We start from the raw sequence: 19549 nt of genomic DNA, 5'->3' as shown, positions 1-19549 counted from the left end.
GTGGGCTTCCATGATCGAAGACTTTTGGAAGGATAAGTATCCGGCTGGAATCGCAGCCGAGATCAATCCAGACGAGTATCCGAACATTCAGGCAGTGTTGAAGCAATCCTGCCAACGCTTCGCCAACAAACCGGCTTTCAGCAACCTGGGCAAGACAATCACCTACGGTGAGCTGTACGAGCTGTCCGGTGCCTTTGCCGCGTATCTGCAACAGCATACCGACTTGCAGCCCGGTGATCGAATCGCCGTGCAACTGCCCAACGTCCTGCAATACCCGGTCGCGGTCTTCGGTGCCATTCGCGCCGGGTTGATCGTGGTCAACACCAACCCGCTGTACACCGCGCGGGAAATGGAACACCAATTCAACGACTCCGGCGCCAAAGCCCTCGTTTGCCTGGCGAACATGGCGCACCTGGCCGAAGCCGTGGTGCCGAAGACCGGGGTCAAACACGTCATCGTTACCGAAGTCGCCGATCTGCTGCCGCCGATCAAGCGCCTGCTGATCAACAGCGTCATCAAGTACGTGAAGAAAATGGTTCCGGCCTATCACTTGCCCAAGGCCATCAAGTTCAACGACGTCCTGAGCAAGGGCCACGGCCAGCCAGTGGCCGAAGCAAACCCGGACAGCGGCGATGTCGCCGTGCTGCAATACACCGGCGGCACCACCGGCGTGGCCAAGGGCGCGATGCTCACGCACCGCAATCTGGTGGCCAACATGTTGCAGTGCAAGGCGCTGATGGGCTCCAACCTCAACGAAGGCTGCGAGATCCTGATCACGCCGTTGCCGCTGTATCACATCTATGCATTCACCTTTCACTGCATGGCGATGATGCTGATCGGCAACCACAACATTCTGATCAGCAACCCGCGAGATTTGCCGGCGATGGTCAAGGAACTGTCGAAGTGGAAGTTCAGCGGCTTCGTCGGCCTCAACACGCTGTTTGTGGCGCTGTGTAACAACGAAGGTTTCCGCAAGCTGGATTTCTCCGCGTTGAAGGTCACCCTGTCCGGCGGCATGGCCCTGCAACTGGCGGCGGCCGAGCGCTGGAAAGCCGTCACTGGCTGTGCGATCTGCGAAGGTTACGGCATGACCGAAACCAGCCCGGTGGCCACGGTGAATCCGATTCAGCATATCCAGATCGGCACCATCGGCATTCCAGTGCCGTCGACCCTGTGCAAAGTCATCGATGACGCCGGTGTCGAGCAGCCACTGGGCGAAATCGGCGAGCTGTGCGTCAAGGGCCCACAGGTGATGAAAGGCTACTGGCAGCGTCAGGAAGCCACCGATGAAATGCTCGACAGCGACGGCTGGCTGAAAACCGGTGACATCGCGCTGATCCAGCCGGATGGCTACATGCGCATCGTTGATCGCAAGAAGGACATGATTCTGGTGTCTGGCTTCAACGTCTATCCGAACGAACTGGAAGACGTGCTCGCGACTTTGCCGGGCGTGTTGCAGTGCGCGGCGATCGGCGTGCCGGACGAGAAGTCGGGTGAGGCGATCAAGATTTTCATCGTTGCCAAACCAGGCGTAACCCTGACCAAAGAGCAGGTCATGGACCATATGCGCGCCAACGTCACCGGCTACAAGGTGCCGCGCTCGGTGGAATTCCGCGATGCGCTGCCGACCACCAACGTCGGCAAGATCCTGCGCCGCGAGTTGCGTGATGAAGAGCTGAAGAAGCTCAAGGCCAAGAGCGCCGCTTAAAACAAAAAGCCCCGCAGATGCGGGGCTTTTTGTTGATGCAGACTGTAGACGTGCGTTGCCTGTGATGCCGTCTTCGCGAGCAAGCCCGCTCCTACATTTGACTGTATTCCAACTGACGGAATGCAGTTGAATGTGGGAGCGGGCTTGCTCGCGAAGCTTTTTGGCTACTGACGGAACGGCGCAAAATTCACATTGGTGCCCGCCGGACGCATGTCCTGCAGATACGAATCCTTGTCCGCACTCAGTTCCAGGCTCAATGCCGCCTTGCGCTTGCCTTCGTTGCGAATCACCAGCCCTTCGAGCTTCTCGCGCAGAAACACGGTTGGCACTTTCAAATGCAGCAGCTCATCAGTGGCCGGGGTGTGCAGCAGCAAGTGAATCCACTCGTACTGACCGATGGCCAGACGCGATACCGGCAGGTCGAACCACCAGATGTTGCGGTTGCGGTTCAGTTCGGCGAAGTGGCAGTTGTTGGTGCCGAGTACGGCGCCGCCCAGTTGCTGGTTGCGACGGGCGATGGCCTGGGTTTTATTGAGCTTCATGACATTCCTGCGAATCGGTGTGCGGGGCGCAACGCCCATAGGCTGAGCATTCTCGGGGCAACGCTGGCAAACATAAAGCGCAACCTGCGCGTCGCGACGAAATGCCCGCAAAATAAATGAAACTCGGCGCAAAGCGCACCGGTCAATCGTTACGTAATGACTTTTCTTCCCTTTATGCTTCACGGAGAAACACCATGAGTAGCACAGGCGATAAAGTAAAAGGCATGGCCAACGAAGCCGTTGGTAACGTCAAGCAAGGCGTCGGCAAAGCTACTGACAACGACAAGCTGCGCGCGGAAGGCAAAGTTCAAGAGAAAAAAGGCGAAGCCCAGCAAGCGGTTGGCAACGCCAAGGACGCCGTGAAAAAAGGCGTCGACAAGGCGTAAGCGAGCCTTGAACGAATCACACGAGCGGCCATCCAAGGATGGCCGTTTTTGTATCAGAACCCTGCGGTCATCCGCCGAAGGATCGCCAAGTAGGCTACCTTGAGGTAAAAAACGGCCCCTGAGTCGCCACGACTTCAACCTTTTGCGGCGCAAGGAGACGCGAATGATATTTCCGGACATGAAAGGTCTGCCCCTGCACCGGGTGATGGTGCGCACGGTCACTGAGTTCGTCGATGACGAAATGTCGACCTACGCCTCGGCACTGGCCTACCAGATGCTGTTCTCGCTGTTTCCCTTCATCCTCTTCCTGATCGCCCTGATCGGTTTCCTGCACCTGCCGGACTTCTTTTCCTGGCTGCGTCTGCAAACCGAACTGGTTCTGCCGCCGCAAGCGCTGGAGCAGGTCAATCCGGTGATCGATCAGCTGCAGCAATCGAAGGGTGGCCTGCTTTCCATCGGTATCGTTATCGCCCTGTACACCGCTTCCGCCGGCGTGCGCCTGATGATGAGCGCGATGAACGCGGCTTATGACGTAGTCGAAGGCCGGCCGATCTGGAAGCGTTTCCCTTTGTCGATCGTGTACACCGTCGGCATTGCCGGCATGCTGCTGATCGCCGCTGCGCTGATGGTGCTCGGGCCGCAGGTGATGGGCTGGATTGCCGCACAAGTGGGCCTGGAAGACTTTATCGTCACGGTGTGGACGATTGCGCGCTGGCCGGTGATCGTCATTCTGATGATGGTCGCGGTGGCGCTGATCTACTACGTGATGCCCGACGTCAAACAGGATTTCCGCTTCATCACCCCAGGTTCGGTGCTGGCCGTGGTGGTGTGGATCCTCGCGTCGCTGGGTTTTGCCTTCTACGTGAAAACTTTCGCCAACTACAACGCGATGTACGGCAGCATCGGAGCGATCATCGTGCTCTTGCTGTATTTCTATATCTCCGCCGCGGTGCTGTTGCTCGGCGCGGAAATGAATGCGGTGATCGAGCACATGTCTGCCGAAGGCAAGGACAAGGGCGAAAAAGCCCCTGGCGACCCCGATGAATCGACCAAACAACACGTTTCGGGTCTGGGGCGTGATCATTCGCTCAAGCCGGACACTGATGAAGCACGACCATGATTCGTGAAATTCTGAAAATGGGCGACGAGCGCCTGCTGCGCATCGCACCGCCGGTACCGCCGGAAATGTTCAACAGCGCCGAGCTTTGGCAATTGATCGATGACATGTTCCAGACCATGGAAAGCGTCGGCGGCGTTGGCCTGGCGGCGCCGCAGATCGGCGTCGATCTGCAACTGGTGATCTTCGGTTTCGAGCACAGCGAGCGTTACCCGGACGCTGAAGCGGTACCACAGACGATTCTGATCAATCCGCTGATCACGCCGTTGAATCCGTTGATGGAAGAGGGCTTCGAAGGTTGTTTGTCAGTGCCGGGCTTGCGCGGCGCGGTTGATCGCTATCAGCAGATTCGCTACGAAGGCTTTGATCCGAAGGGCGAGCCGATTGTGCGCGTGGCCTCCGGGTTTCATGCGCGGGTGGTGCAGCATGAATGCGATCACTTGATCGGCCGGCTGTATCCGTCGCGGATTACCGATTTCAGCAAGTTCGGCTTTACCGAAGTGCTGTTCCCGGACCTTGATCCCAACGCTGACGACTGATTGTCAGAACACCATCGATACCTGTGGGAGCGAGCCTGCTCGCGAAGGCGGAGTATCAGAACCAACTTCGGTGCTGACACACCGCATTCGCGAGCAGGCTCGCTCCCACACGGGTTCAGCGTAAATCTGCGGGATTTAGCCCCATCGCAATCATCGGCTTGCTGCGCGCATACCGGCTCAACCGCTCGGCCATCGCCTGCGGCAGCGGCGGATCGAACCTGAACCCGCGCCGCTCATAAAACCCGCGCAGATCCGGGTGGCAGAACAACCACACCGGCTCGTCCACGGGGGCGACCGCCGCTGCGATCAACTGCGCAGCGACACCTCGTTCCCGACACTGCGGATCAACAAACAACCCCGTCAGCCAGTGCCCGCCCGATACCGGACGCAGGCACAGCGCCGCAACGATCTCGCCGCGCCTTGCGACCCACAACTGCGCCTCGCGCACGGCCTTCATCGACGATTGGTGGCTGCGGTAGAACTTGTTCATCAGCGGCCACAACGATTCGTCGAGCTGGCTGTAGTGGATGTCGGACATGAGGTCGGCTGTCGTGCGAAAAGCGCCGATTATAAAAGAACGCGCGTCTCGGGATAGGTGTATACCTGAACTCACATCCCCTGTGAGTGGAGTATCGATCATGTCCAAAGGTATGGATTCAAAGAAAGCCGCGAAGAAGAAGCCGGCCAAGACTGCGATTGAAAAACGCGCCGAGAAGAAAGCCAAGAAGGTCGACATCTTCGGCCATTGAGCAAACCCTACAGAAGCCCGGTTCGCGGGCTTCCGCTTCGCTGGCGAAAACGTCCGTTTTCACCACGCCGTTTCCCGCGCTGAACCGTTTCTTGTGCAAAAAATGCCAGATACTGGCCGACTAGTGGCCTTGCGCCCGGCGTCGGGATAGCTATGCTTTGCAGGTAACTAACCATGTCGACCGTCATGCCAACCGGCCGACGGCACCGGTTGGTCCGTGATTCATGCTGCCAGAGTGCGCCGTCCAAGGCACCGACACTGAACCAACAAGGAGCGTCACCTAAATGGAAGTTCTTCTACGCGTTAGGGCTGGCCCGCATGCGGGCTATCAAGAAAAGGATGTCTTGATCAGAGCGTCGCTGCACGAACCCTCCGATTGATCATCATTTATCACCTGACAACTTCCTCCTTTGGAGGAAGGCGTGTGCCTGTTCTGTAGAACGTAGTGGTGGATCGTGAAAGACCTGAACTTTCATCCAATCAAAAGAACGCGCGGAAGGTGATACAACCATGTTCAACCTACATCACAAGGCTGACCTGCGGGAAATCGAGCGCTTCAGCTGTGCGCTGACCGAAGCCAACGCGAAGATAGAAGCGATCAGCCGCTCGATGGCGATGATCGAGTTCACCCCGGAAGGGATCGTCCTCGACGCCAACGAGAACTTCTGCAAGACCCTGGGCTACACCGCCGATGAGGTTCGCGGCAAGCACCATCGGATCTTCTGCGAAGAGAGCTTTTATCGCAGCGAGGACTACGCGAAGTTGTGGCGCGATCTGGCCCGTGGTGAACCGCTCAGCGGCACTTTCCTGCGCCTGAACAAGAGCGGCCGCGAAATCTGGCTTGAAGCCAGTTACATGCCGGTGTTCGGTCCGGACAAACAGGTCAGAAGTGTCATCAAGGTGGCGGCGGACATCACCGCGCGCATCAACAAGGAGCATGAAGAAGAAGCCATGCTGGCGGCGATCGGCCGGTCCATGGCGGTGATCGAGTTTACCCCCGAAGGCCATGTCATCCGCGCCAACGACAACTTTTTGCAGACCATGCAGTACTCGCACAATGAAATCGTCGGCCAGCACCACAGCCTGTTCTGTCACCGCGCCGAAGCCGAATCCGCGCAATACAAGGCGTTCTGGGCTTCGCTCAATCGCGGCGAATATCACTCGCACCGATTCGAACGCAAGAACAAGTCCGGGCAGATGGTTTATCTGGAGGCGTCGTACAATCCGCTGTTCGATGCCAAGGGCCGCTTGTACAAAGTGGTCAAGTTTGCCAGCGACATCACTCGGCAGATGACCACCCTGCAAAGCGCTGCGGAATCGGCCCACAGCACCTCGGTGCAAAACGACGCTTGCGCGCAGAAAGGCTCACAGGTGGTGCAGCAGACCGTGCAGATCATTCAGGATATTTCGCGCGACCTGAATGAAGCGGCGGTAAGTATCGATGCGGTAAGCAAACAGTCGGACATCATCGGCACCATCGTCCAGACGATTCGCGGGATTGCCGATCAGACCAATTTGCTGGCGCTCAACGCGGCGATTGAAGCCGCGCGGGCCGGTGAGCATGGACGCGGTTTTGCGGTTGTCGCCGATGAAGTGCGCAGCCTCGCTGCGCGAACCAGCCAGGCAACGCTGGAAATCGTCGACGTGGTGCGCAAAAACCACGACCTGTCGCTCAGCGCAGTGTCGAGCATGCAGTCGAGTCTGAGCCGTACCGGGTTGGGCGTGGAACTGGCGAACGAGGCGGGCGAGGTGATCCTCGAGATTCAGCAGGGCTCGCGGCATGTGGTGGATGCGATCAGCCAGTTTAATGAAACCCTGCAATTGAACTGAAATCTTCAGACCATACAAAACCCGTGGGAGCGGGCTTGCTCGCGAAAGCGGTGTGCCAGACCAGCAAAATGCCAGCTGACACGACGCCTTCGCGAGCAAGCCCGCTCCCACAGTTGAGTCCTGTGCTGGCCATCAGCGATGCGCAATATTCTCCAAGGCCAGATTACGCGTACGCGGGCCGAACCAGCCGATGGTCAGCATCACGATCAGCATGCTGCTGACGATGAACGCCAACACTCCCGGCGTGCCGAAGTTGTCGAGGAACATGCCGATCAACAGACTGCTGAACACTGTCGACAACCGACTGAACGAATAGCAGAACCCGACCGCGCGAGCGCGGATGTTGGTCGGGAACAGTTCGCTCTGGTAGGAGTGATAACTGAAGCTCAGCCAGGCGTTGCAGAAGGTGATCATCACGCCGCAGAAGATCAGCCCGAACGCGCTGGTCTGCAGGGCGAACAGGGTGCCGAAAGTCATCGCGCCGAGGGCCGAGCCGACGATTTGCCATTTGTTTTCGAAGCGGTTGGCGAACTTCACAAACAGCAACGGCCCGAGCGGGTAAGCGAGGGTGATGATGAACGCGTACATCAGACTGTGCGTGACGCTCACGCCTTGGCCCGAAAGCAGCGCCGGCAACCAGTTGCCGAAACCGAAGAAACCGATCGCCTGAAAGATATGAAAGACGATCAGCATCAACGCGCGGCGGCGGTAGGGCGGTTGCCAGATATCGGCGAAGCGGCCTTTGCCTTCGACATCGACTGCCACCGGTTCCGGCGCATCCAGCGCTTGGCCGTGATCCTTGGCGCAGCGCGCTTCGAGGTTGTCGAGAATGCGGTTGGCCTCGTCGAAGCGGCCATGCTGTGCCAGCCAGCGCGGGGATTCCGGCAAGCGCTTGCGCAGCCACCAGATGAACAGCGCGAACACCGCGCTGGCCAACACCACCCAACGCCAGCCGGAAACACCAAACGGCGCTTGCGGCACCAGCCACCACGACATCAAGGCCACCGCCGGCACTGACAGGAACTGCACGAAAAACGCAAAGGCAAACGCCGAGCTGCGCATGCGCTTGGGCACCAGCTCCGAGAGGTAGGCGTCGATCGTCACCAATTCGATACCCAGACCGATGCCGACCAGAAAACGCATGCCGATGATGCCCAGCGCCGAGGTCTGAATTCCCATCAGCACCGTGGCCAGCGTGTACCAGATAAGCGCGAAGGTGAAGATCGCCCGGCGACCGAAACGATCGGCCAACGGACTGAGCAGGCTGGCGCCGAGAAACAGGCCCAGGAAGGTCGCCGAAGCAAACGCTGCCTGATCGGAAAAGCCGAACACACCTTGCTTGCCAGCGGCGAAGAGACCGTCGCGAATCAGCCCCGGGCTGATGTAAGCGGTCTGAAACAGGTCGTAGAGCTCGAAAAAACCACCGATCGACAGCAGCGCCACCAGACGCCAGATCGTGGCTACCGCGGGCAGTCGATCGATGCGGGCGGAAATCCCGGCGGCGCGTACCGGGTCGATGCCGTCACTGTGCGCGGCGGCGGATGCGTGAGCAGTCATAAGCTGATCCATTTTTTATTGATGGAAAAGCTTAGCCTGCTATCGGAGTTCGCGGATTGTGAATGTCGGCAGTTTACTCGGGTGAACCGCTGATTTTTTGCAATATCTACTTACGAATTAGCGATTTATGCCGCAGCGGCAGAATCTGGCAGCGCCGAGTTCGGCAGGCCGAAGATCCGGTCGAACAGCCAGTTGAAGACGAAGGTGTAGCACGGGATAAAAATGATCAGCGCCAGATCCAGCAGAAACGCCTGCACCAGACTGATGTTCATCCACCACGCAATCAGCGGAATCAGAAACACGATCAGCGTCAGTTGAAAGCCGACCGCATGGGCGATGCGCCGTTTCACCGTACGGTTACGCGAGACCTGGCGACTTTCCCAGCGCTCGAACAATGAGGTGTAAATAAAATTCCAGCTCACGGCGATGCTGGTGATGATTACCGCCAATGGCCCGGTGCTGCCTGGCGATGTGCCCGACAGCAACGCCAGACCGAGCGCCGAGAAGGTCATGCCGATCACTTCGTAGAGCGACACGTAGACCAGTTTGCGTTTCACGCCTTGCATACAGATTTGCCTCTTTCTTGCCAATTGTGACCAGCAGGGCTGGCGAAGGCGGCGAAAGATAGCTTCAATAGACCTGACAGAAAAAGTCGGTAGCTTTCAGTTTTATTGATAGGTGGGAAACTTGAATTTCAACAGCGACAGCATCGAGTTGTTTCTGGCGGTGATCGAACGCGGTTCGTTTTCCGCCGCCGCTCGGCAATTGGGCAAGGTGCCGTCGGCGGTGAGCATGGGCATTGCCAACCTTGAGGCCGAGCTTGGTTACCCGTTGTTCGACCGCAGTCATCGTGAGCCGCAACCCACGGCGATGGCACAGTCGCTGGTGCCCCACGCGCGATTGATCGCCGAACAGCTCAAGCAGCTGCGAGTGCACGCGGTGGAGTTATCGCTGGGCCTGGAAAGCAGGTTGTCGATTGGTGTGGTCGCGGACATTGATCGGCGGCGTTTGCTGGCAGCGATCAAGGTAATTGCCGAGCGCCATCCGTTGCTCGACATCGAAGTGCTGACCGCGCCTCAGGATGATGTGCTGGCGATGTTGCACGGTGGCCGGGTCAGCGTGTGTCTGGCGTTTGCGGGGTTAAGCGTGAATGCGCTGGAGCGGTTTCAGTTCGTCGGCAGCGAACGGATGATCGCCACGCTGGCGGCAGACAGTCCGTTGTTGCAGGGGCGGGATGTGTTTCTTGAAGACCTGGTGCAAGTGCGGCAGATCATCGTCGCCAGCCGCGACTTGCCGATCAGCGAAACGCGGCCGTTGGTGGCTGAATCTTACTGGCGCACGGACAATCTTGAGACGGCAATGGAAATGGTCGAAGCAGGACTGGGGTGGGGTAATTTTCCGCTATCGGTGGTGCAGCCGTGGCTGGACACGGGACGTTTGAAACGGCTGAATTTTCGTAACATCGAAAATGGCCTGGTGCTGCCGGTGCATGCGGTGTGGCTCAAGAGCCAGCCCCTGCAGAAGGGCGCGCAGGCACTGGTGGACCTGCTCAGCCATTGAGCCCAACACAAAACCCTGTGGAAGCTGCCGAAGGCTGCGATCTTTTGATCTGGCTTTTGAAGATCAAGATCAAAAGATCGCAGCCTTCGGCAGCTCCTACAGGGGATTGCGTGAGTTTCAGGTGCTCTCGCGGATCTTGAGCTCAAAGCCCATATCTTCCACTGGTCGCGCTACTTTGTTGCCCGCCATCAATGTCAGCATCTGCTCCGCTGCGCGCCGGCCGATTGCTTCACGCGGAGTATTGATGCTGCTCAGGCGGGGAACCATGTGCTCGGACATCGGCAAGTCGTTGAAACCCAGAATCGCCACTTGCTCGGGAATCCTGATGCCGTTACGCAACGCTTCCAGGAGGGCACCCTGGGCCAGGTCATCGTTGCCAAAGAAAATCGCATCGACATCCGGATGCGCTGCCAGCAGTTGCATAAACAACTCACCCCCCAAGCCCACCGAAGAGGCACGCGGCGTCAGCACTTCCAGATCCGGGTCGTAGCGGCCAGCCTTCTGCAATGCCTTGCGAAAACCCTCGCCACGCAGCAACGTGCGTTGATCCAGCTGCGCGCCGATGTAGGCCAGGCGCTTGCGCCCACGCGAGAGCAAATGCTGCGCCGCTGTTTCACCGGCGCTGAGCTGCGAGAAGCCCACGCAATTGACCCCGGCGGCGCTGTCCAGCTCCATCATGTACACGCAGGGAATGTTGCTGACCTCGATCATCCGCCGCGAACTTTCCGTGCGATCAAAACCGGTCAGCAGAAGCCCGCGCGGCTGATAGGCCATGTAATTGCGCAGCAGGTTTTCTTCTTCATCGCGCGAGTAGTGGAAGTTGCCGATCAGCACTTCGAAGCCCTTGGGCGTCAGCACCCGATGAATGGCTTCCAGCGTATCAATGAACAGCAGGTTGGACAGTGATGGCACCAGAACCACCACTGAATGGCTCTGCGCCGAAGCCAGCGCGCGGGCGGCGGGGTTGACCACATAGTTGAGCTCGAGCGCGGCTTTCTGCACTTTTTCCACCAGTTCGGTGGCGACTGTGCTCACCCCGCGCAAGGCGCGCGAGGCGGTGATCGGGCTGACGCCGGCCAGGCGGGCTACTTCGTTGAGGGTCGGACGGCCGGTGGTGCGGGTATTTTTATCGTTCTTGGGGGAGGTCATCGGGCGGCTTGCCAAACAAAAATCAAGGCACTAAGGTAGCGCTGTCCTGATGCAGCTGCAAATGCGTGAGCGCGATCCTGCCTGATCTGCGCGCTTTGGCGTTAGGAACAAACCTGCTGCAACCCAAAAAAACGACAAGAAGGCGTCGGCAACTTCTGCCTGTGCACTAGAGTCATAGCTAGCAAAGGTAGCGCTGTCTGCGCGCTGAGGTGTTATATGAGTCATCCCATCACCGCCCTGGTCATCATGGGCGTTGCCGGTTGCGGCAAGACGTGCGTCAGCCAGGCCCTGTGCCATTTGAGCGGCGCCACTGCCATTGAAGGCGATACTTTCCATCCGGCCGCGAACATCGAAAAGATGAGCGCGGGGATCCCCCTGAACGACGACGACCGCGCCGGCTGGCTCGACAGCCTGTGCGATGAACTGCGTCGCGTCGATGCCGACGGCCAGCGGCCGGTGTTGACCTGCTCCGCGCTTAAACACAGTTATCGCGAACGTCTGCGCAGTGCCTTGCCGGGCCTGGGCTTCGTGTTTCTTGAATTGACCCCGGAAGTCGCCGCCGAGCGTGTATCGCACCGCCCGGGCCACTTCATGCCGGCGACGTTGATCGAAAGCCAGTTCGCCACCCTCGAATCGCCCAAGGGCGAGCCGCTGACCCTGGCGCTCAACGCCTCGGTACACAGCGTTGAAGAGCTGGCACTGCAGGCTCACGTCTGGTGGCAGGCCAACGGTCTGAAACAGGCGGTATGAGTATGTTGAAAAAGACAGCGCTGTCCTCCCGACTTCTGTTCAACCCGCTTTAATAACAACAACAATCCAGGAGACACCCCCCATGTTTGGCATGTCCCACGAGACGTTCCTGCTGCTCGATGCAGTGGTCACGGTAATCGGCCTGATTATCCTGATCACCAAATTCAAGCTTCACCCGTTCATTGCACTGACCATCGCCGCCGCGTTCCTCGGCCTGACTTCCGGCATGCCGATCAACACCATCATCAAGGCGTTCCAGGACGGCTTCGGTGGCGTGCTCGGTTTCGTCGGCATCATCCTCGCCCTGGGCACCATGCTCGGCAAGATGATGGCCGAATCCGGCGGTGCCGATCAGATCGCCCAGACCCTGATCCGCGCCTTCGGCAAGGACAAAGTCCAGTGGGCAATGATGTTCGCCGCGTTCCTGGTGGGCATTCCGCTGTTCTTCGAAATCGGCTTCGTGCTGCTGATTCCGCTGGTGTTCATCGTCGCGCGCCGCACCGGTGTGTCGATCATCAAGATCGGTATTCCACTGTTGGCCGGTCTGTCTGCGGTGCATGGTCTGGTGCCACCGCACCCGGGCCCGCTGCTGGCCATCGGGGTATTCGGCGCTGACATCGGCAAGACGATTCTCTACGGTCTGATCGTTGCGCTGCCGACCGCCATCATTGCCGGTCCGATCTTCGGTACTTTCATTGCCAAACATATTCCCGGCCACCCGAATCAGGAACTGGTCGATCAACTGGCCCGCGAAAACGACTCGGCCAACCTGCCGAGCTTCAGCATCACCCTGGTCACCGTGCTGCTACCGGTGTTTCTGATGTTGCTGAAAACCTTCGCTGACGTGGCGCTGCCGGACGGCAATTTCTTCCGTATCTGGATGGACATGATCGGCCACCCGATCTCCGCGCTGCTGCTGGCATTGCTGCTGTCGCTGTACACCTTCGGCTACAAGCAGGGCATCGGTTCCAACCAGATGCTCAAATGGCTCGACGCCAGTCTGGCGCCGACCGCTGCGATCATTCTGATCATCGGCGCCGGCGGTGGCTTCAAGCAGATGCTGGTGACCAGCGGCGTGGGTGACGTGATCGGCCACATGGCGGTCAGCGCGCAGATCTCGCCGATCCTGCTGGCCTGGCTGGTGGCGGCGGTGATCCGTATTGCAACCGGTTCGGCCACTGTGGCGACCATCACTGGCGCCGGCATTGTGGTGCCGGTTGTCGGCATGATTCCGGGCGTCAACCGTGAGCTGCTGGTGCTGGCCACCGGCGCCGGTTCGCTGATCCTGTCGCACGTTAACGACGCCGGTTTCTGGCTGGTCAAGCAGTACTTCAACATGACCGTGGCCGAAACCTTCAAGACCTGGACCGCGATGGAAACCATTCTGTCCATCGTCGCGTTGGGCTTCATTCTGCTGTTGTCGCTGTTCGTTTAACCAGCTTCTTGCAGACACAAAAAAACCGCAGTGATGCGGTTTTTTTGTGCGTGATGATCTGTGTAAACACGGCACCTGTAGGAGCTGTCGAGTGAAACGAGGCTGCGATCTTCTGATTGCAAAAAACAAGATCAAAAGATCGCAGCCTTCGGCAGCTCCTACAGGGGATGTGTGTCAGTCATTTGGTAACTAAGCCGTCCGCGCGGAACATCCCGCGAATCCCACGCACAGCCTGACGAATACGGTCCTGGTTCTCGATCAGGGCAAAGCGCACATGGTCGTCGCCATATTCGCCAAAACCCACGCCCGGCGAGACGCAGACTTTGGCCTCGGCCAGCAGTTTCTTGGCAAACTCCAGCGAGCCCAGATGCGCATACGCCTCTGGAATCTTCGCCCAGACGTACATCGAAGCCTTTGGATTCTCGACCATCCAGCCTAATTCATGCAGGCCTTTGACCAGCACGTTGCGGCGTTGGCGGTATTGCTCGGCGATGTCGCGCACGCACTGTTGATCACCTTCCAGCGCAGCAATTGCCGCCACTTGCAGCGGAGTGAACGTGCCGTAGTCGTGGTAGCTCTTGATCCGCGCCAGGGCGTTGACCAGTTCCGGGTTGCCGACCATGAAACCGATACGCCAGCCGGCCATGTTGTAGCTCTTGGACAGGGTGAAAAACTCCACCGCAATGTCCTTGGCCCCCGGCACCTGCATGATCGACGGCGCTTTCCAGCCGTCGTAGACGATGTCGGCGTAAGCCAGGTCGTGGATGACCAACACGTCGTACTGCTTGGCGAGCGCAATCACCCGTTCGAAGAAATCCAGCTCCACGCATTGCGCGGTCGGGTTCGACGGGAAGCCGAGGATCATCATTTTCGGCTTGGGGATCGAGCCGCGAATCGCCCGTTCCAGTTCGTCGAAGAAATCCACGCCCGGCACCAGCGGCACCGAACGCACCTGCGCGCCGGCAATCACCGCGCCGTAAATGTGAATCGGGTAGCTCGGGTTCGGCACCAGCACGGTGTCGCCCTGATCCAGGGTCGCCAGCATCAGATGCGCCAGGCCTTCCTTGGAACCGATGGTGACAATGGCTTCGCTTTCCGGGTCGATATCGACTTCGTAACGCTGCCTGTACCAGTTGGAAATCGCCCGACGCAGGCGTGGAATGCCTTTGGAAGTCGAGTAACCGTGAGTGTCTTCACGCTGGGCGACTTGCACGAGTTTTTCGACAATGTGCGGCGGCGTGGCGCCGTCGGGGTTGCCCATGCTCAGGTCGATGATGTCTTCACCACGGCGGCGAGCGGCCATTTTCAGCTCGGCGGTGATGTTGAAAACGTAAGGGGGGAGTCGATCTATGCGCGCAAAGCGGCGCGGCGAACCTTGTTCGGCCATTGTTGCCTCGGATAACGTAAGCGCCCGGAACCGTCCGAGCGACGCTGGTCACTGCGGTGACCTGTGGCGGAAGATAAGTGCAGTGATGGCATACTGTCCAGCACGGTTGTAAACATTTTTTTCAAGGAAAATCGCCCAATGGAATTCACCAGCGGCTTCTTGCTGAGCCTTTCGCTGTGCCTGGATATCGGCGTGGCCAACATCGCGATGATCACCCTGGCCATGCAGCGCGGCTACTTTCAGGGCTTTGCACTGGGCCTCGGCACCTGCGTCGGCGACCTGGTTTATGCGGTGCTGGCGCTGGCCGGGATGACCGTCCTGCTGCAATACGAAACCGTGCGCTGGGTCCTGTGGATTGGCGGTTCGGCGCTGTTGATCTATTTCGCGGCGAAGATGATTTACTCGGCGATTCATCACGAAGCGCTGCTGGCGGAGACGGCGCAAGTAGGGCAGAACTCCCATCGCAAGGAATTTTTTCGCGGTATTTTTCTCGCCATGTCGTCGCCCAGTGCGATTCTCTGGTTCGCTGCCGTCGGCGGCACGTTGATCGCCCGGTCCGGTGGCGGCGGGCCGTTGAGTTCGGCGCTGTTTCTCGGCGGTTTCCTTTGCGCCGGGCTGCTGTGGTCGGCCGGTTTGTGCTTCGCCGCCAGCCACGGTGGCAAGCTGCTGGGCGACAAACTGTTGCGCTATTCCTACCTGGCATCGGCGGCGATCTTCTGCTATTTCGCGGTATACGTGATCGTTTCCGGTTACAACGAATTCGTCGGCCCGGGCGCCGTCGAGCAGTTGCATTCGCTGTAAACGTGCGAAACGGTTCGGGCTTTCTATACTCCCAGCCGAACCCACTTTCCCGTTCTGAGGAGTCGCGTCATGGATGAACAAACACGCGTCGAAATAGCTGAACCTCGCTTCGAACATGGGCAGTTCCTGCTGATTGCCGGCTTCGGTGGACGATTCACCCAGGCAACCACCGAAGACATTCCCGCGTTGTGGGAAAAACTGATCCCGCACTTGGGGAAAATCCCGGCGCAAGTCAACGAAGTGACCTATGGCGTTTGCTGCAACGCGGACGGCGAGGGCGGTTTCGAATACATCGCCGGCGTGCAGATCGACAAGCTCGACGACCTGCCGGAGAAGTACCGTTGGGTTGAAATCCAGCCGCAAAAATATGCCGTGTTCGAGCACGAGGGGCCACTGACGCAACTGCCCGACACCTTCCAGTACATCTGGAATACCTGGCTGCCGCAGTCGGGGTACGAAGCGGCAGATGCCCCGGAATTCGAGCGCTACAGCGAGGACTTCAACCCCAGGCTCAACACCGGCACGCTGGAAATCTGGCTGCCGCTCAAGGCCTGAACAGCGTTCGAATCGAGGCGCAGCATGTCCGCCCCGGTGGTTCTGCTTTATGCTTGCGGGCCTCGTTTCCACAGATTTCAGAGCTGCCATGAACACCGTGATCCGCAACGTCAGCGCCGCCGACCTGGACCGCTGCTACGCCATCGAAACCGTCGCCTACGAAGGCGACGAAGCCGCCACCCGCGAAAAGATCGCCACGCGCATTGCCACCTGGCCGGACGGCTTCATCGTTGCCGAGGTAGACGGCGTAGTCGTCGGTTTCATCAATTCCGGCGCGGCGTTCGACGTGCAGATGTCCGACGAGGCCTTCAAGGAATTGATCGGTCATGACCCGAAAGGCCCGAACGTGGTGATCATGTCGGTAGTGGTGCACCCGGATTACCAGGGCCAGGGTCTGGCCAAGCGCTTGATGGCCGAGTTCATCGAACGCATGCGCGCCCTAGATAAAGCGACGATTCATCTGATGTGCAAGGAACAGCACATCGCGCTGTATGCAGGCTTCGGTTTTGCCTACATCAAACCGTCCGAGTCCGACCACGGCGGCATGGCGTGGTACGAGATGATCCTGACCCTCTGAAGCCAACACCTATCACAACTGTAGGAGCTGCCGCAGGCTGCGATCTTTTGATCTTGATCTTCAAAAGCCAGATCAAAAGATCGCAGCCTGCGGCAGCTCCTACAGGGATCGTGGTGTGTAACGGATTCGGCATTTCACACGACTCAGAAAAACAGCCCCATGCGCCGCTCGTAACCGATCCGGCCCTTGTACGCTTCGCCGCTGTCGACGTAGCCATGCCTGGCATACAGCGCAATTGCCGCTGCATTGTCGGCATCCACTGACAATTCCAGTCCCTTGATTTCCGGCCACGCTTCCCGCGCGACGGCGGGCAGTGCTTGCAGGCAAGCCTTGCCGTAACCCTTGCCCTGCGCGCGGCGATCGACCTGCAAAGCATGCAATGTGGCGCTGTGCTCGTCGGCCCAGGCGGGCAATACCGGCGGGCGTTTAAGCAGCAAAAACGCCACGGGCACGTCGTCCGTCAGCAGGGCGAAACCCTTGACGCCTGGGCCGGGCTTCGACAGCAGCGTGTGCAAAGCACCGTGGATGTCGCCGGAAAATTTGACTTGCTCCGGGTGGATTTCAATCGCCGCGACTTGCTCACGCTGCAAAGGGCTGAGGCTGTCGTAAGGCACGAGTTGGGCTGACACGGGAATTTCCTTTTTCCTACAAGGATTGAAGCTCGGATTCTAGCGACATTGTTGTCGGTGAAATTTTTTTGTTTGGCCTGTCGATCTGCGCAAAGGGCAAACGACTAAGGGTGTCTTCACAACAAAAACCACGGAGAACACCATGAGCGCACAAAGCGAAATCCAGATCCTGATCAACACCTACCGCGAAGCGGTGATGGCAAAGGACGTCGAGAAAGTCATGGCCCTGTATGCCGATGACATCGTCTCGTTCGATGCGATCAAGGCCCTGCAATTCAAAGGCAAAGCGGCGTATCGCGCGCACTGGATCGAGTGCATGGAAATGTGCCCCGGGCCACACGTTTTCGAGTTTCACGAAGTCGCCATCGAAAGCGCTGACACCATTGCCTTCGCGCACTGGGTGGCCAATTGCGGCGGCACCAACGAGAAAGGCGAAACCCAGAGCTGCTGGATGCGCGTCACCGCCTGTTATCGGCAGATCGGCGGGGCGTGGAAGATTGCTCATGAACACTGGTCGGCACCGTTCGATCCGATGAGCGGCGCGACGCTGTTCGATGTGACCCCCTGATCTTCAGCCATAGTTGATCCGTTCGAATCAGGAGATCGCCATGAAATATCTATGCCTGGTCTACAGCGATGAGCGCCTGCTGCACACCTCGCCGGACAGCCCGGAGGATGCCGAATGCTGGGCGTACGCCGAGTCGATTCAGGGCAGCGGGCGGATGATCGCCGCCCAAGCGCTGGAGTCGGTGCAGACCGCAACCACCGTACGGATGCGCAACGGCAAGTTGTCGATCACCGACGGGCCTTTCGCTGAAACCAAGGAGCAACTGGCCGGCTTCTACCTGATCGATGCGAAGGATCTCAATGAAGCGATTCAGGTTGCCGGCCACATACCGGCAGCGCGGGTCGGCAGCGTTGAAGTGCGCCCGGTGCGGCAGTTGAATGTCTGAGGTCAGGGCGCGGGTCGAGCAGGTCTACCGCGAGGATTCGCGGCGGATTCTGGCAACGCTGATCCGCTTGCTCGGTGATTTCGACCTCGCCGAAGAAGCCTTGCACGAGGCGTTCTTCGTCGCGGTTGAACGCTGGCAACGCGACGGTGTGCCGGACAACCCGCGCACCTGGCTGGTCTCAACCGGAAGATTCAAAGCCATCGATGTGTTGCGCCGGCGCGCACGGTTCAAGGCTTCGCAACCGCTGCTGCTGGCGCAACTCGACGAACTGGAACAGGCCGACTGGAGCGGCGAGGACGTGGAAGACGATCGCTTGCGGCTGATTTTCACCTGCTGCCACCCGGCCCTGGCGGCAGATGCGCAAGTGTCGCTGACCTTGCGCGAAGTCTGCGACCTCACCACCGAGGAAATCGCCCGCGCTTTTCTGTCTGCACCGGCGGCAATTGCCCAGCGTATCGTGCGTGCCAAAGCGAAGATCCGCGACGCGAAAATCCCTTATCAAGTGCCAACGTTGAATGAATTACCCGAGCGCCTGGACAGTGTGCTGCGGGTGATTTATCTGGTGTTCAACGAAGGCTATTCGGCCTCGGTCGGCGCTGAGCTGACCCGCGAGGATCTGACTCGCGAAGCGATCCGCCTGGGGCGCTTATTGATGGAGTTGTTGCCGGAACCGGAGGTCATGGGGTTGCTGGCGCTGATGTTGCTGCACGAATCACGGCGCCCGGCGCGCACCTCGCCGAGCGGCGAACTGGTGTTGCTCGACGATCAGGATCGCTCGTTGTGGGATGCCGGTTTAATGGCTGAAGGATGTGCGCTGGTAGAGCGCGCGCTGAGTACGCGGCGCTTCGGGCCGTATTGCCTGCAAGCGGCGATTGCAGCGGTGCATGCCGAAGCGCCGTCGGCGCCGGAAACCGACTGGCAACAGATTGTCGGTCTGTATGACGTATTGCTGCGCGCGGTGCCGTCGCCGGTGATCGAGTTGAACCGGGCGGTGGCGGTGGCCAAGCGTGATGGAGCGCTGGCCGGGTTGTTGTTGATCGAAGGGATTCTGACGCGAGGCGAGTTGCCGGATTACCACCTGGCGCATTCGGCGCGGGCGGAGTTTTGCCGGCAGTTGGGGCGTGTCGAGGAAGCGCGTAGCGCTTATCTTCGCGCGCTGGAGCTGACGCGGCAGGCGCCGGAGCGGCGGTTTATCGAGGGGCGACTGAAGGAACTGGATTGATCTGAATTCTTTAACTGCAGGGCCGGCCTCTTCGCGAGCAAGCCCGCTCCCACAGGTGAGCGCATTCCAATTGTGGGAGCGAGCCTGCTCGCGAATGGCAGCAC

General features: G+C 59.1%; 21 protein-coding genes and 1 pseudogene. 15 read left to right on the top strand and 7 right to left on the bottom strand.

Annotation, left to right across the window (positions count from 1 at the left end):
* Positions 1–10: 10 nt before the first annotated feature.
* Positions 11–1708 carry a long-chain-fatty-acid--CoA ligase FadD1 gene (fadD1, locus tag ACIGDJ_RS15525; RefSeq protein ID WP_397479155.1) on the top strand — a complete coding sequence of 566 codons (1698 nt, stop codon included), beginning with the start codon at positions 11–13 and terminating at the stop codon, positions 1706–1708.
* Positions 1709–1872: 164 nt separating this feature from the next.
* On the opposite strand, the gene ACIGDJ_RS15520 is transcribed toward fadD1, so the two are convergent.
* The gene (locus tag ACIGDJ_RS15520; RefSeq protein WP_042607251.1) at positions 1873–2250 is read right to left on the bottom strand and encodes a hypothetical protein; all 378 of its coding nucleotides are present in this window, start codon (positions 2248–2250) and stop codon (positions 1873–1875) included.
* A 194-nt stretch (positions 2251–2444) separates the two neighbouring features.
* On the opposite strand from ACIGDJ_RS15520, the gene ACIGDJ_RS15515 reads away from it, so the two are divergent.
* The 3 genes from ACIGDJ_RS15515 to def all read left to right on the top strand — a co-directional run bounded on the left by ACIGDJ_RS15515 (position 2445) and on the right by def (position 4292).
* On the top strand, positions 2445–2636 hold the full coding sequence (locus ACIGDJ_RS15515; RefSeq protein ID WP_042607250.1) for a CsbD family protein: 192 nt from the start codon (positions 2445–2447) through the stop codon (positions 2634–2636).
* A 163-nt stretch (positions 2637–2799) separates the two neighbouring features.
* Positions 2800–3756, top strand: a complete 957-nt coding sequence (locus ACIGDJ_RS15510; RefSeq protein ID WP_397479154.1) for a YihY/virulence factor BrkB family protein — start codon at positions 2800–2802, stop codon at positions 3754–3756.
* Complete coding sequence (gene def / locus ACIGDJ_RS15505) at positions 3753–4292, top strand: peptide deformylase (RefSeq protein ID WP_039758091.1); 540 nt, start codon at positions 3753–3755, stop codon at positions 4290–4292. Before ACIGDJ_RS15510 ends, def begins: the two co-directional genes overlap by 4 nt.
* Before the next feature lie 115 nt (positions 4293–4407).
* Here def and ACIGDJ_RS15500 read toward each other — a convergent pair whose 3' ends face one another.
* Complete coding sequence (locus ACIGDJ_RS15500) at positions 4408–4830, bottom strand: GNAT family N-acetyltransferase (RefSeq protein WP_397479153.1); 423 nt, start codon at positions 4828–4830, stop codon at positions 4408–4410.
* Between the two features lie 720 nt (positions 4831–5550).
* On the opposite strand from ACIGDJ_RS15500, the pseudogene ACIGDJ_RS15495 reads away from it, so the two are divergent.
* Positions 5551–6321 (top strand): annotated as a pseudogene (locus ACIGDJ_RS15495) (PAS domain-containing protein); the annotation flags it as partial.
* 9 nt (positions 6322–6330) lie between these two features.
* Positions 6331–6870 (top strand): methyl-accepting chemotaxis protein, encoded by a 540-nt coding sequence (locus ACIGDJ_RS15490; RefSeq protein WP_256589680.1) that lies wholly within the window; start codon positions 6331–6333, stop codon positions 6868–6870.
* A gap of 132 nt (positions 6871–7002) precedes the next feature.
* Here the strand turns inward: ACIGDJ_RS15490 and ACIGDJ_RS15485 are convergent, their stop codons facing one another.
* Together ACIGDJ_RS15485 and ACIGDJ_RS15480 are read right to left on the bottom strand one after the other, a co-directional pair.
* Positions 7003–8427: an MFS transporter gene (locus ACIGDJ_RS15485; RefSeq protein ID WP_101155843.1), complete on the bottom strand. Its 1425-nt coding sequence runs from the start codon at positions 8425–8427 to the stop codon at positions 7003–7005.
* A gap of 125 nt (positions 8428–8552) precedes the next feature.
* A complete protein-coding gene (locus ACIGDJ_RS15480; protein ID WP_397479152.1) occupies positions 8553–8993 on the bottom strand; it encodes a PACE efflux transporter in 441 nt (146 codons plus the stop codon).
* A 121-nt stretch (positions 8994–9114) separates the two neighbouring features.
* Here ACIGDJ_RS15480 and ACIGDJ_RS15475 point away from each other — a divergent pair, with 121 nt between their 5' ends.
* Entirely contained in the window at positions 9115–9987 is an 873-nt protein-coding gene (locus ACIGDJ_RS15475) for a LysR family transcriptional regulator (protein WP_397479151.1), read from the top strand.
* Between the two features lie 117 nt (positions 9988–10104).
* Here ACIGDJ_RS15475 and ACIGDJ_RS15470 read toward each other — a convergent pair whose 3' ends face one another.
* Complete coding sequence (locus ACIGDJ_RS15470; protein ID WP_101155847.1) at positions 10105–11136, bottom strand: LacI family DNA-binding transcriptional regulator; 1032 nt, start codon at positions 11134–11136, stop codon at positions 10105–10107.
* Between the two features lie 216 nt (positions 11137–11352).
* On the opposite strand from ACIGDJ_RS15470, the gene ACIGDJ_RS15465 reads away from it, so the two are divergent.
* On the top strand, positions 11353–11886 hold the full coding sequence (locus ACIGDJ_RS15465; RefSeq protein ID WP_101155849.1) for a gluconokinase: 534 nt from the start codon (positions 11353–11355) through the stop codon (positions 11884–11886).
* An 82-nt stretch (positions 11887–11968) separates the two neighbouring features.
* Positions 11969–13321 carry a GntP family permease gene (locus ACIGDJ_RS15460; protein WP_397479149.1) on the top strand — a complete coding sequence of 451 codons (1353 nt, stop codon included), beginning with the start codon at positions 11969–11971 and terminating at the stop codon, positions 13319–13321.
* A gap of 178 nt (positions 13322–13499) precedes the next feature.
* Here the strand turns inward: ACIGDJ_RS15460 and alaC are convergent, their stop codons facing one another.
* Positions 13500–14708 carry an alanine transaminase gene (alaC, locus tag ACIGDJ_RS15455; RefSeq protein ID WP_397479148.1) on the bottom strand — a complete coding sequence of 403 codons (1209 nt, stop codon included), beginning with the start codon at positions 14706–14708 and terminating at the stop codon, positions 13500–13502.
* A 138-nt stretch (positions 14709–14846) separates the two neighbouring features.
* Here alaC and ACIGDJ_RS15450 point away from each other — a divergent pair, with 138 nt between their 5' ends.
* The 3 genes from ACIGDJ_RS15450 to ACIGDJ_RS15440 all read left to right on the top strand — a co-directional run bounded on the left by ACIGDJ_RS15450 (position 14847) and on the right by ACIGDJ_RS15440 (position 16641).
* Positions 14847–15509 (top strand): LysE family translocator, encoded by a 663-nt coding sequence (locus ACIGDJ_RS15450; protein ID WP_397479147.1) that lies wholly within the window; start codon positions 14847–14849, stop codon positions 15507–15509.
* 69 nt (positions 15510–15578) lie between these two features.
* Positions 15579–16064 (top strand): GyrI-like domain-containing protein, encoded by a 486-nt coding sequence (locus tag ACIGDJ_RS15445; RefSeq protein ID WP_397479146.1) that lies wholly within the window; start codon positions 15579–15581, stop codon positions 16062–16064.
* An 88-nt stretch (positions 16065–16152) separates the two neighbouring features.
* Positions 16153–16641: a GNAT family N-acetyltransferase gene (locus tag ACIGDJ_RS15440; RefSeq protein WP_397479145.1), complete on the top strand. Its 489-nt coding sequence runs from the start codon at positions 16153–16155 to the stop codon at positions 16639–16641.
* A gap of 143 nt (positions 16642–16784) precedes the next feature.
* On the opposite strand, the gene ACIGDJ_RS15435 is transcribed toward ACIGDJ_RS15440, so the two are convergent.
* The gene (locus ACIGDJ_RS15435; protein WP_397479144.1) at positions 16785–17270 is read right to left on the bottom strand and encodes a GNAT family N-acetyltransferase; all 486 of its coding nucleotides are present in this window, start codon (positions 17268–17270) and stop codon (positions 16785–16787) included.
* Positions 17271–17412: 142 nt separating this feature from the next.
* On the opposite strand from ACIGDJ_RS15435, the gene ACIGDJ_RS15430 reads away from it, so the two are divergent.
* Genes ACIGDJ_RS15430 through ACIGDJ_RS15420 form a run of 3 tightly spaced genes read left to right on the top strand, consistent with a single transcriptional unit; the run spans position 17413 to position 19445 of the window.
* Positions 17413–17838: a nuclear transport factor 2 family protein gene (locus tag ACIGDJ_RS15430; protein WP_101155859.1), complete on the top strand. Its 426-nt coding sequence runs from the start codon at positions 17413–17415 to the stop codon at positions 17836–17838.
* Positions 17839–17878: 40 nt separating this feature from the next.
* A complete protein-coding gene (locus ACIGDJ_RS15425; protein ID WP_101155861.1) occupies positions 17879–18223 on the top strand; it encodes a YciI family protein in 345 nt (114 codons plus the stop codon).
* On the top strand, positions 18216–19445 hold the full coding sequence (locus tag ACIGDJ_RS15420; RefSeq protein ID WP_397479143.1) for an RNA polymerase sigma factor: 1230 nt from the start codon (positions 18216–18218) through the stop codon (positions 19443–19445). The genes ACIGDJ_RS15425 and ACIGDJ_RS15420 overlap by 8 nt, the downstream gene beginning before the upstream one ends.
* Positions 19446–19549 lie beyond the last annotated feature (104 nt).

It is taken from the genome of Pseudomonas sp. NPDC079367 (assembly GCF_044542195.1).
In the GTDB taxonomy this organism is placed as follows: domain Bacteria; phylum Pseudomonadota; class Gammaproteobacteria; order Pseudomonadales; family Pseudomonadaceae; genus Aquipseudomonas.
This window is presented reverse-complemented; position numbering and strand designations above follow the sequence as displayed.

Excerpts from the sequence above, each read along its gene's own strand:
- ACIGDJ_RS15510 (WP_397479154.1), top strand. The coding sequence starts at position 2,800 with ATGATATTTCCGGACATGAAAGGTCTGCCCCTGCACCGGGTGATGGTG.
- ACIGDJ_RS15425 (WP_101155861.1), top strand. The coding sequence starts at position 17,879 with ATGAAATATCTATGCCTGGTCTACAGCGATGAGCGCCTGCTGCACACC.
- fadD1 (WP_397479155.1), top strand. The coding sequence starts at position 11 with ATGATCGAAGACTTTTGGAAGGATAAGTATCCGGCTGGAATCGCAGCC.
- ACIGDJ_RS15440 (WP_397479145.1), top strand. The coding sequence starts at position 16,153 with ATGAACACCGTGATCCGCAACGTCAGCGCCGCCGACCTGGACCGCTGC.
- ACIGDJ_RS15485 (WP_101155843.1), bottom strand. The coding sequence starts at position 8,427 with ATGACTGCTCACGCATCCGCCGCCGCGCACAGTGACGGCATCGACCCG.
- ACIGDJ_RS15520 (WP_042607251.1), bottom strand. The coding sequence starts at position 2,250 with ATGAAGCTCAATAAAACCCAGGCCATCGCCCGTCGCAACCAGCAACTG.
- ACIGDJ_RS15480 (WP_397479152.1), bottom strand. The coding sequence starts at position 8,993 with ATGCAAGGCGTGAAACGCAAACTGGTCTACGTGTCGCTCTACGAAGTG.
- ACIGDJ_RS15515 (WP_042607250.1), top strand. The coding sequence starts at position 2,445 with ATGAGTAGCACAGGCGATAAAGTAAAAGGCATGGCCAACGAAGCCGTT.
- ACIGDJ_RS15450 (WP_397479147.1), top strand. The coding sequence starts at position 14,847 with ATGGAATTCACCAGCGGCTTCTTGCTGAGCCTTTCGCTGTGCCTGGAT.
- ACIGDJ_RS15445 (WP_397479146.1), top strand. The coding sequence starts at position 15,579 with ATGGATGAACAAACACGCGTCGAAATAGCTGAACCTCGCTTCGAACAT.
- ACIGDJ_RS15460 (WP_397479149.1), top strand. The coding sequence starts at position 11,969 with ATGTTTGGCATGTCCCACGAGACGTTCCTGCTGCTCGATGCAGTGGTC.
- def (WP_039758091.1), top strand. The coding sequence starts at position 3,753 with ATGATTCGTGAAATTCTGAAAATGGGCGACGAGCGCCTGCTGCGCATC.
- ACIGDJ_RS15470 (WP_101155847.1), bottom strand. The coding sequence starts at position 11,136 with ATGACCTCCCCCAAGAACGATAAAAATACCCGCACCACCGGCCGTCCG.
- ACIGDJ_RS15430 (WP_101155859.1), top strand. The coding sequence starts at position 17,413 with ATGAGCGCACAAAGCGAAATCCAGATCCTGATCAACACCTACCGCGAA.
- ACIGDJ_RS15420 (WP_397479143.1), top strand. The coding sequence starts at position 18,216 with ATGTCTGAGGTCAGGGCGCGGGTCGAGCAGGTCTACCGCGAGGATTCG.
- alaC (WP_397479148.1), bottom strand. The coding sequence starts at position 14,708 with ATGGCCGAACAAGGTTCGCCGCGCCGCTTTGCGCGCATAGATCGACTC.
- ACIGDJ_RS15490 (WP_256589680.1), top strand. The coding sequence starts at position 6,331 with ATGACCACCCTGCAAAGCGCTGCGGAATCGGCCCACAGCACCTCGGTG.
- ACIGDJ_RS15500 (WP_397479153.1), bottom strand. The coding sequence starts at position 4,830 with ATGTCCGACATCCACTACAGCCAGCTCGACGAATCGTTGTGGCCGCTG.
- ACIGDJ_RS15465 (WP_101155849.1), top strand. The coding sequence starts at position 11,353 with ATGAGTCATCCCATCACCGCCCTGGTCATCATGGGCGTTGCCGGTTGC.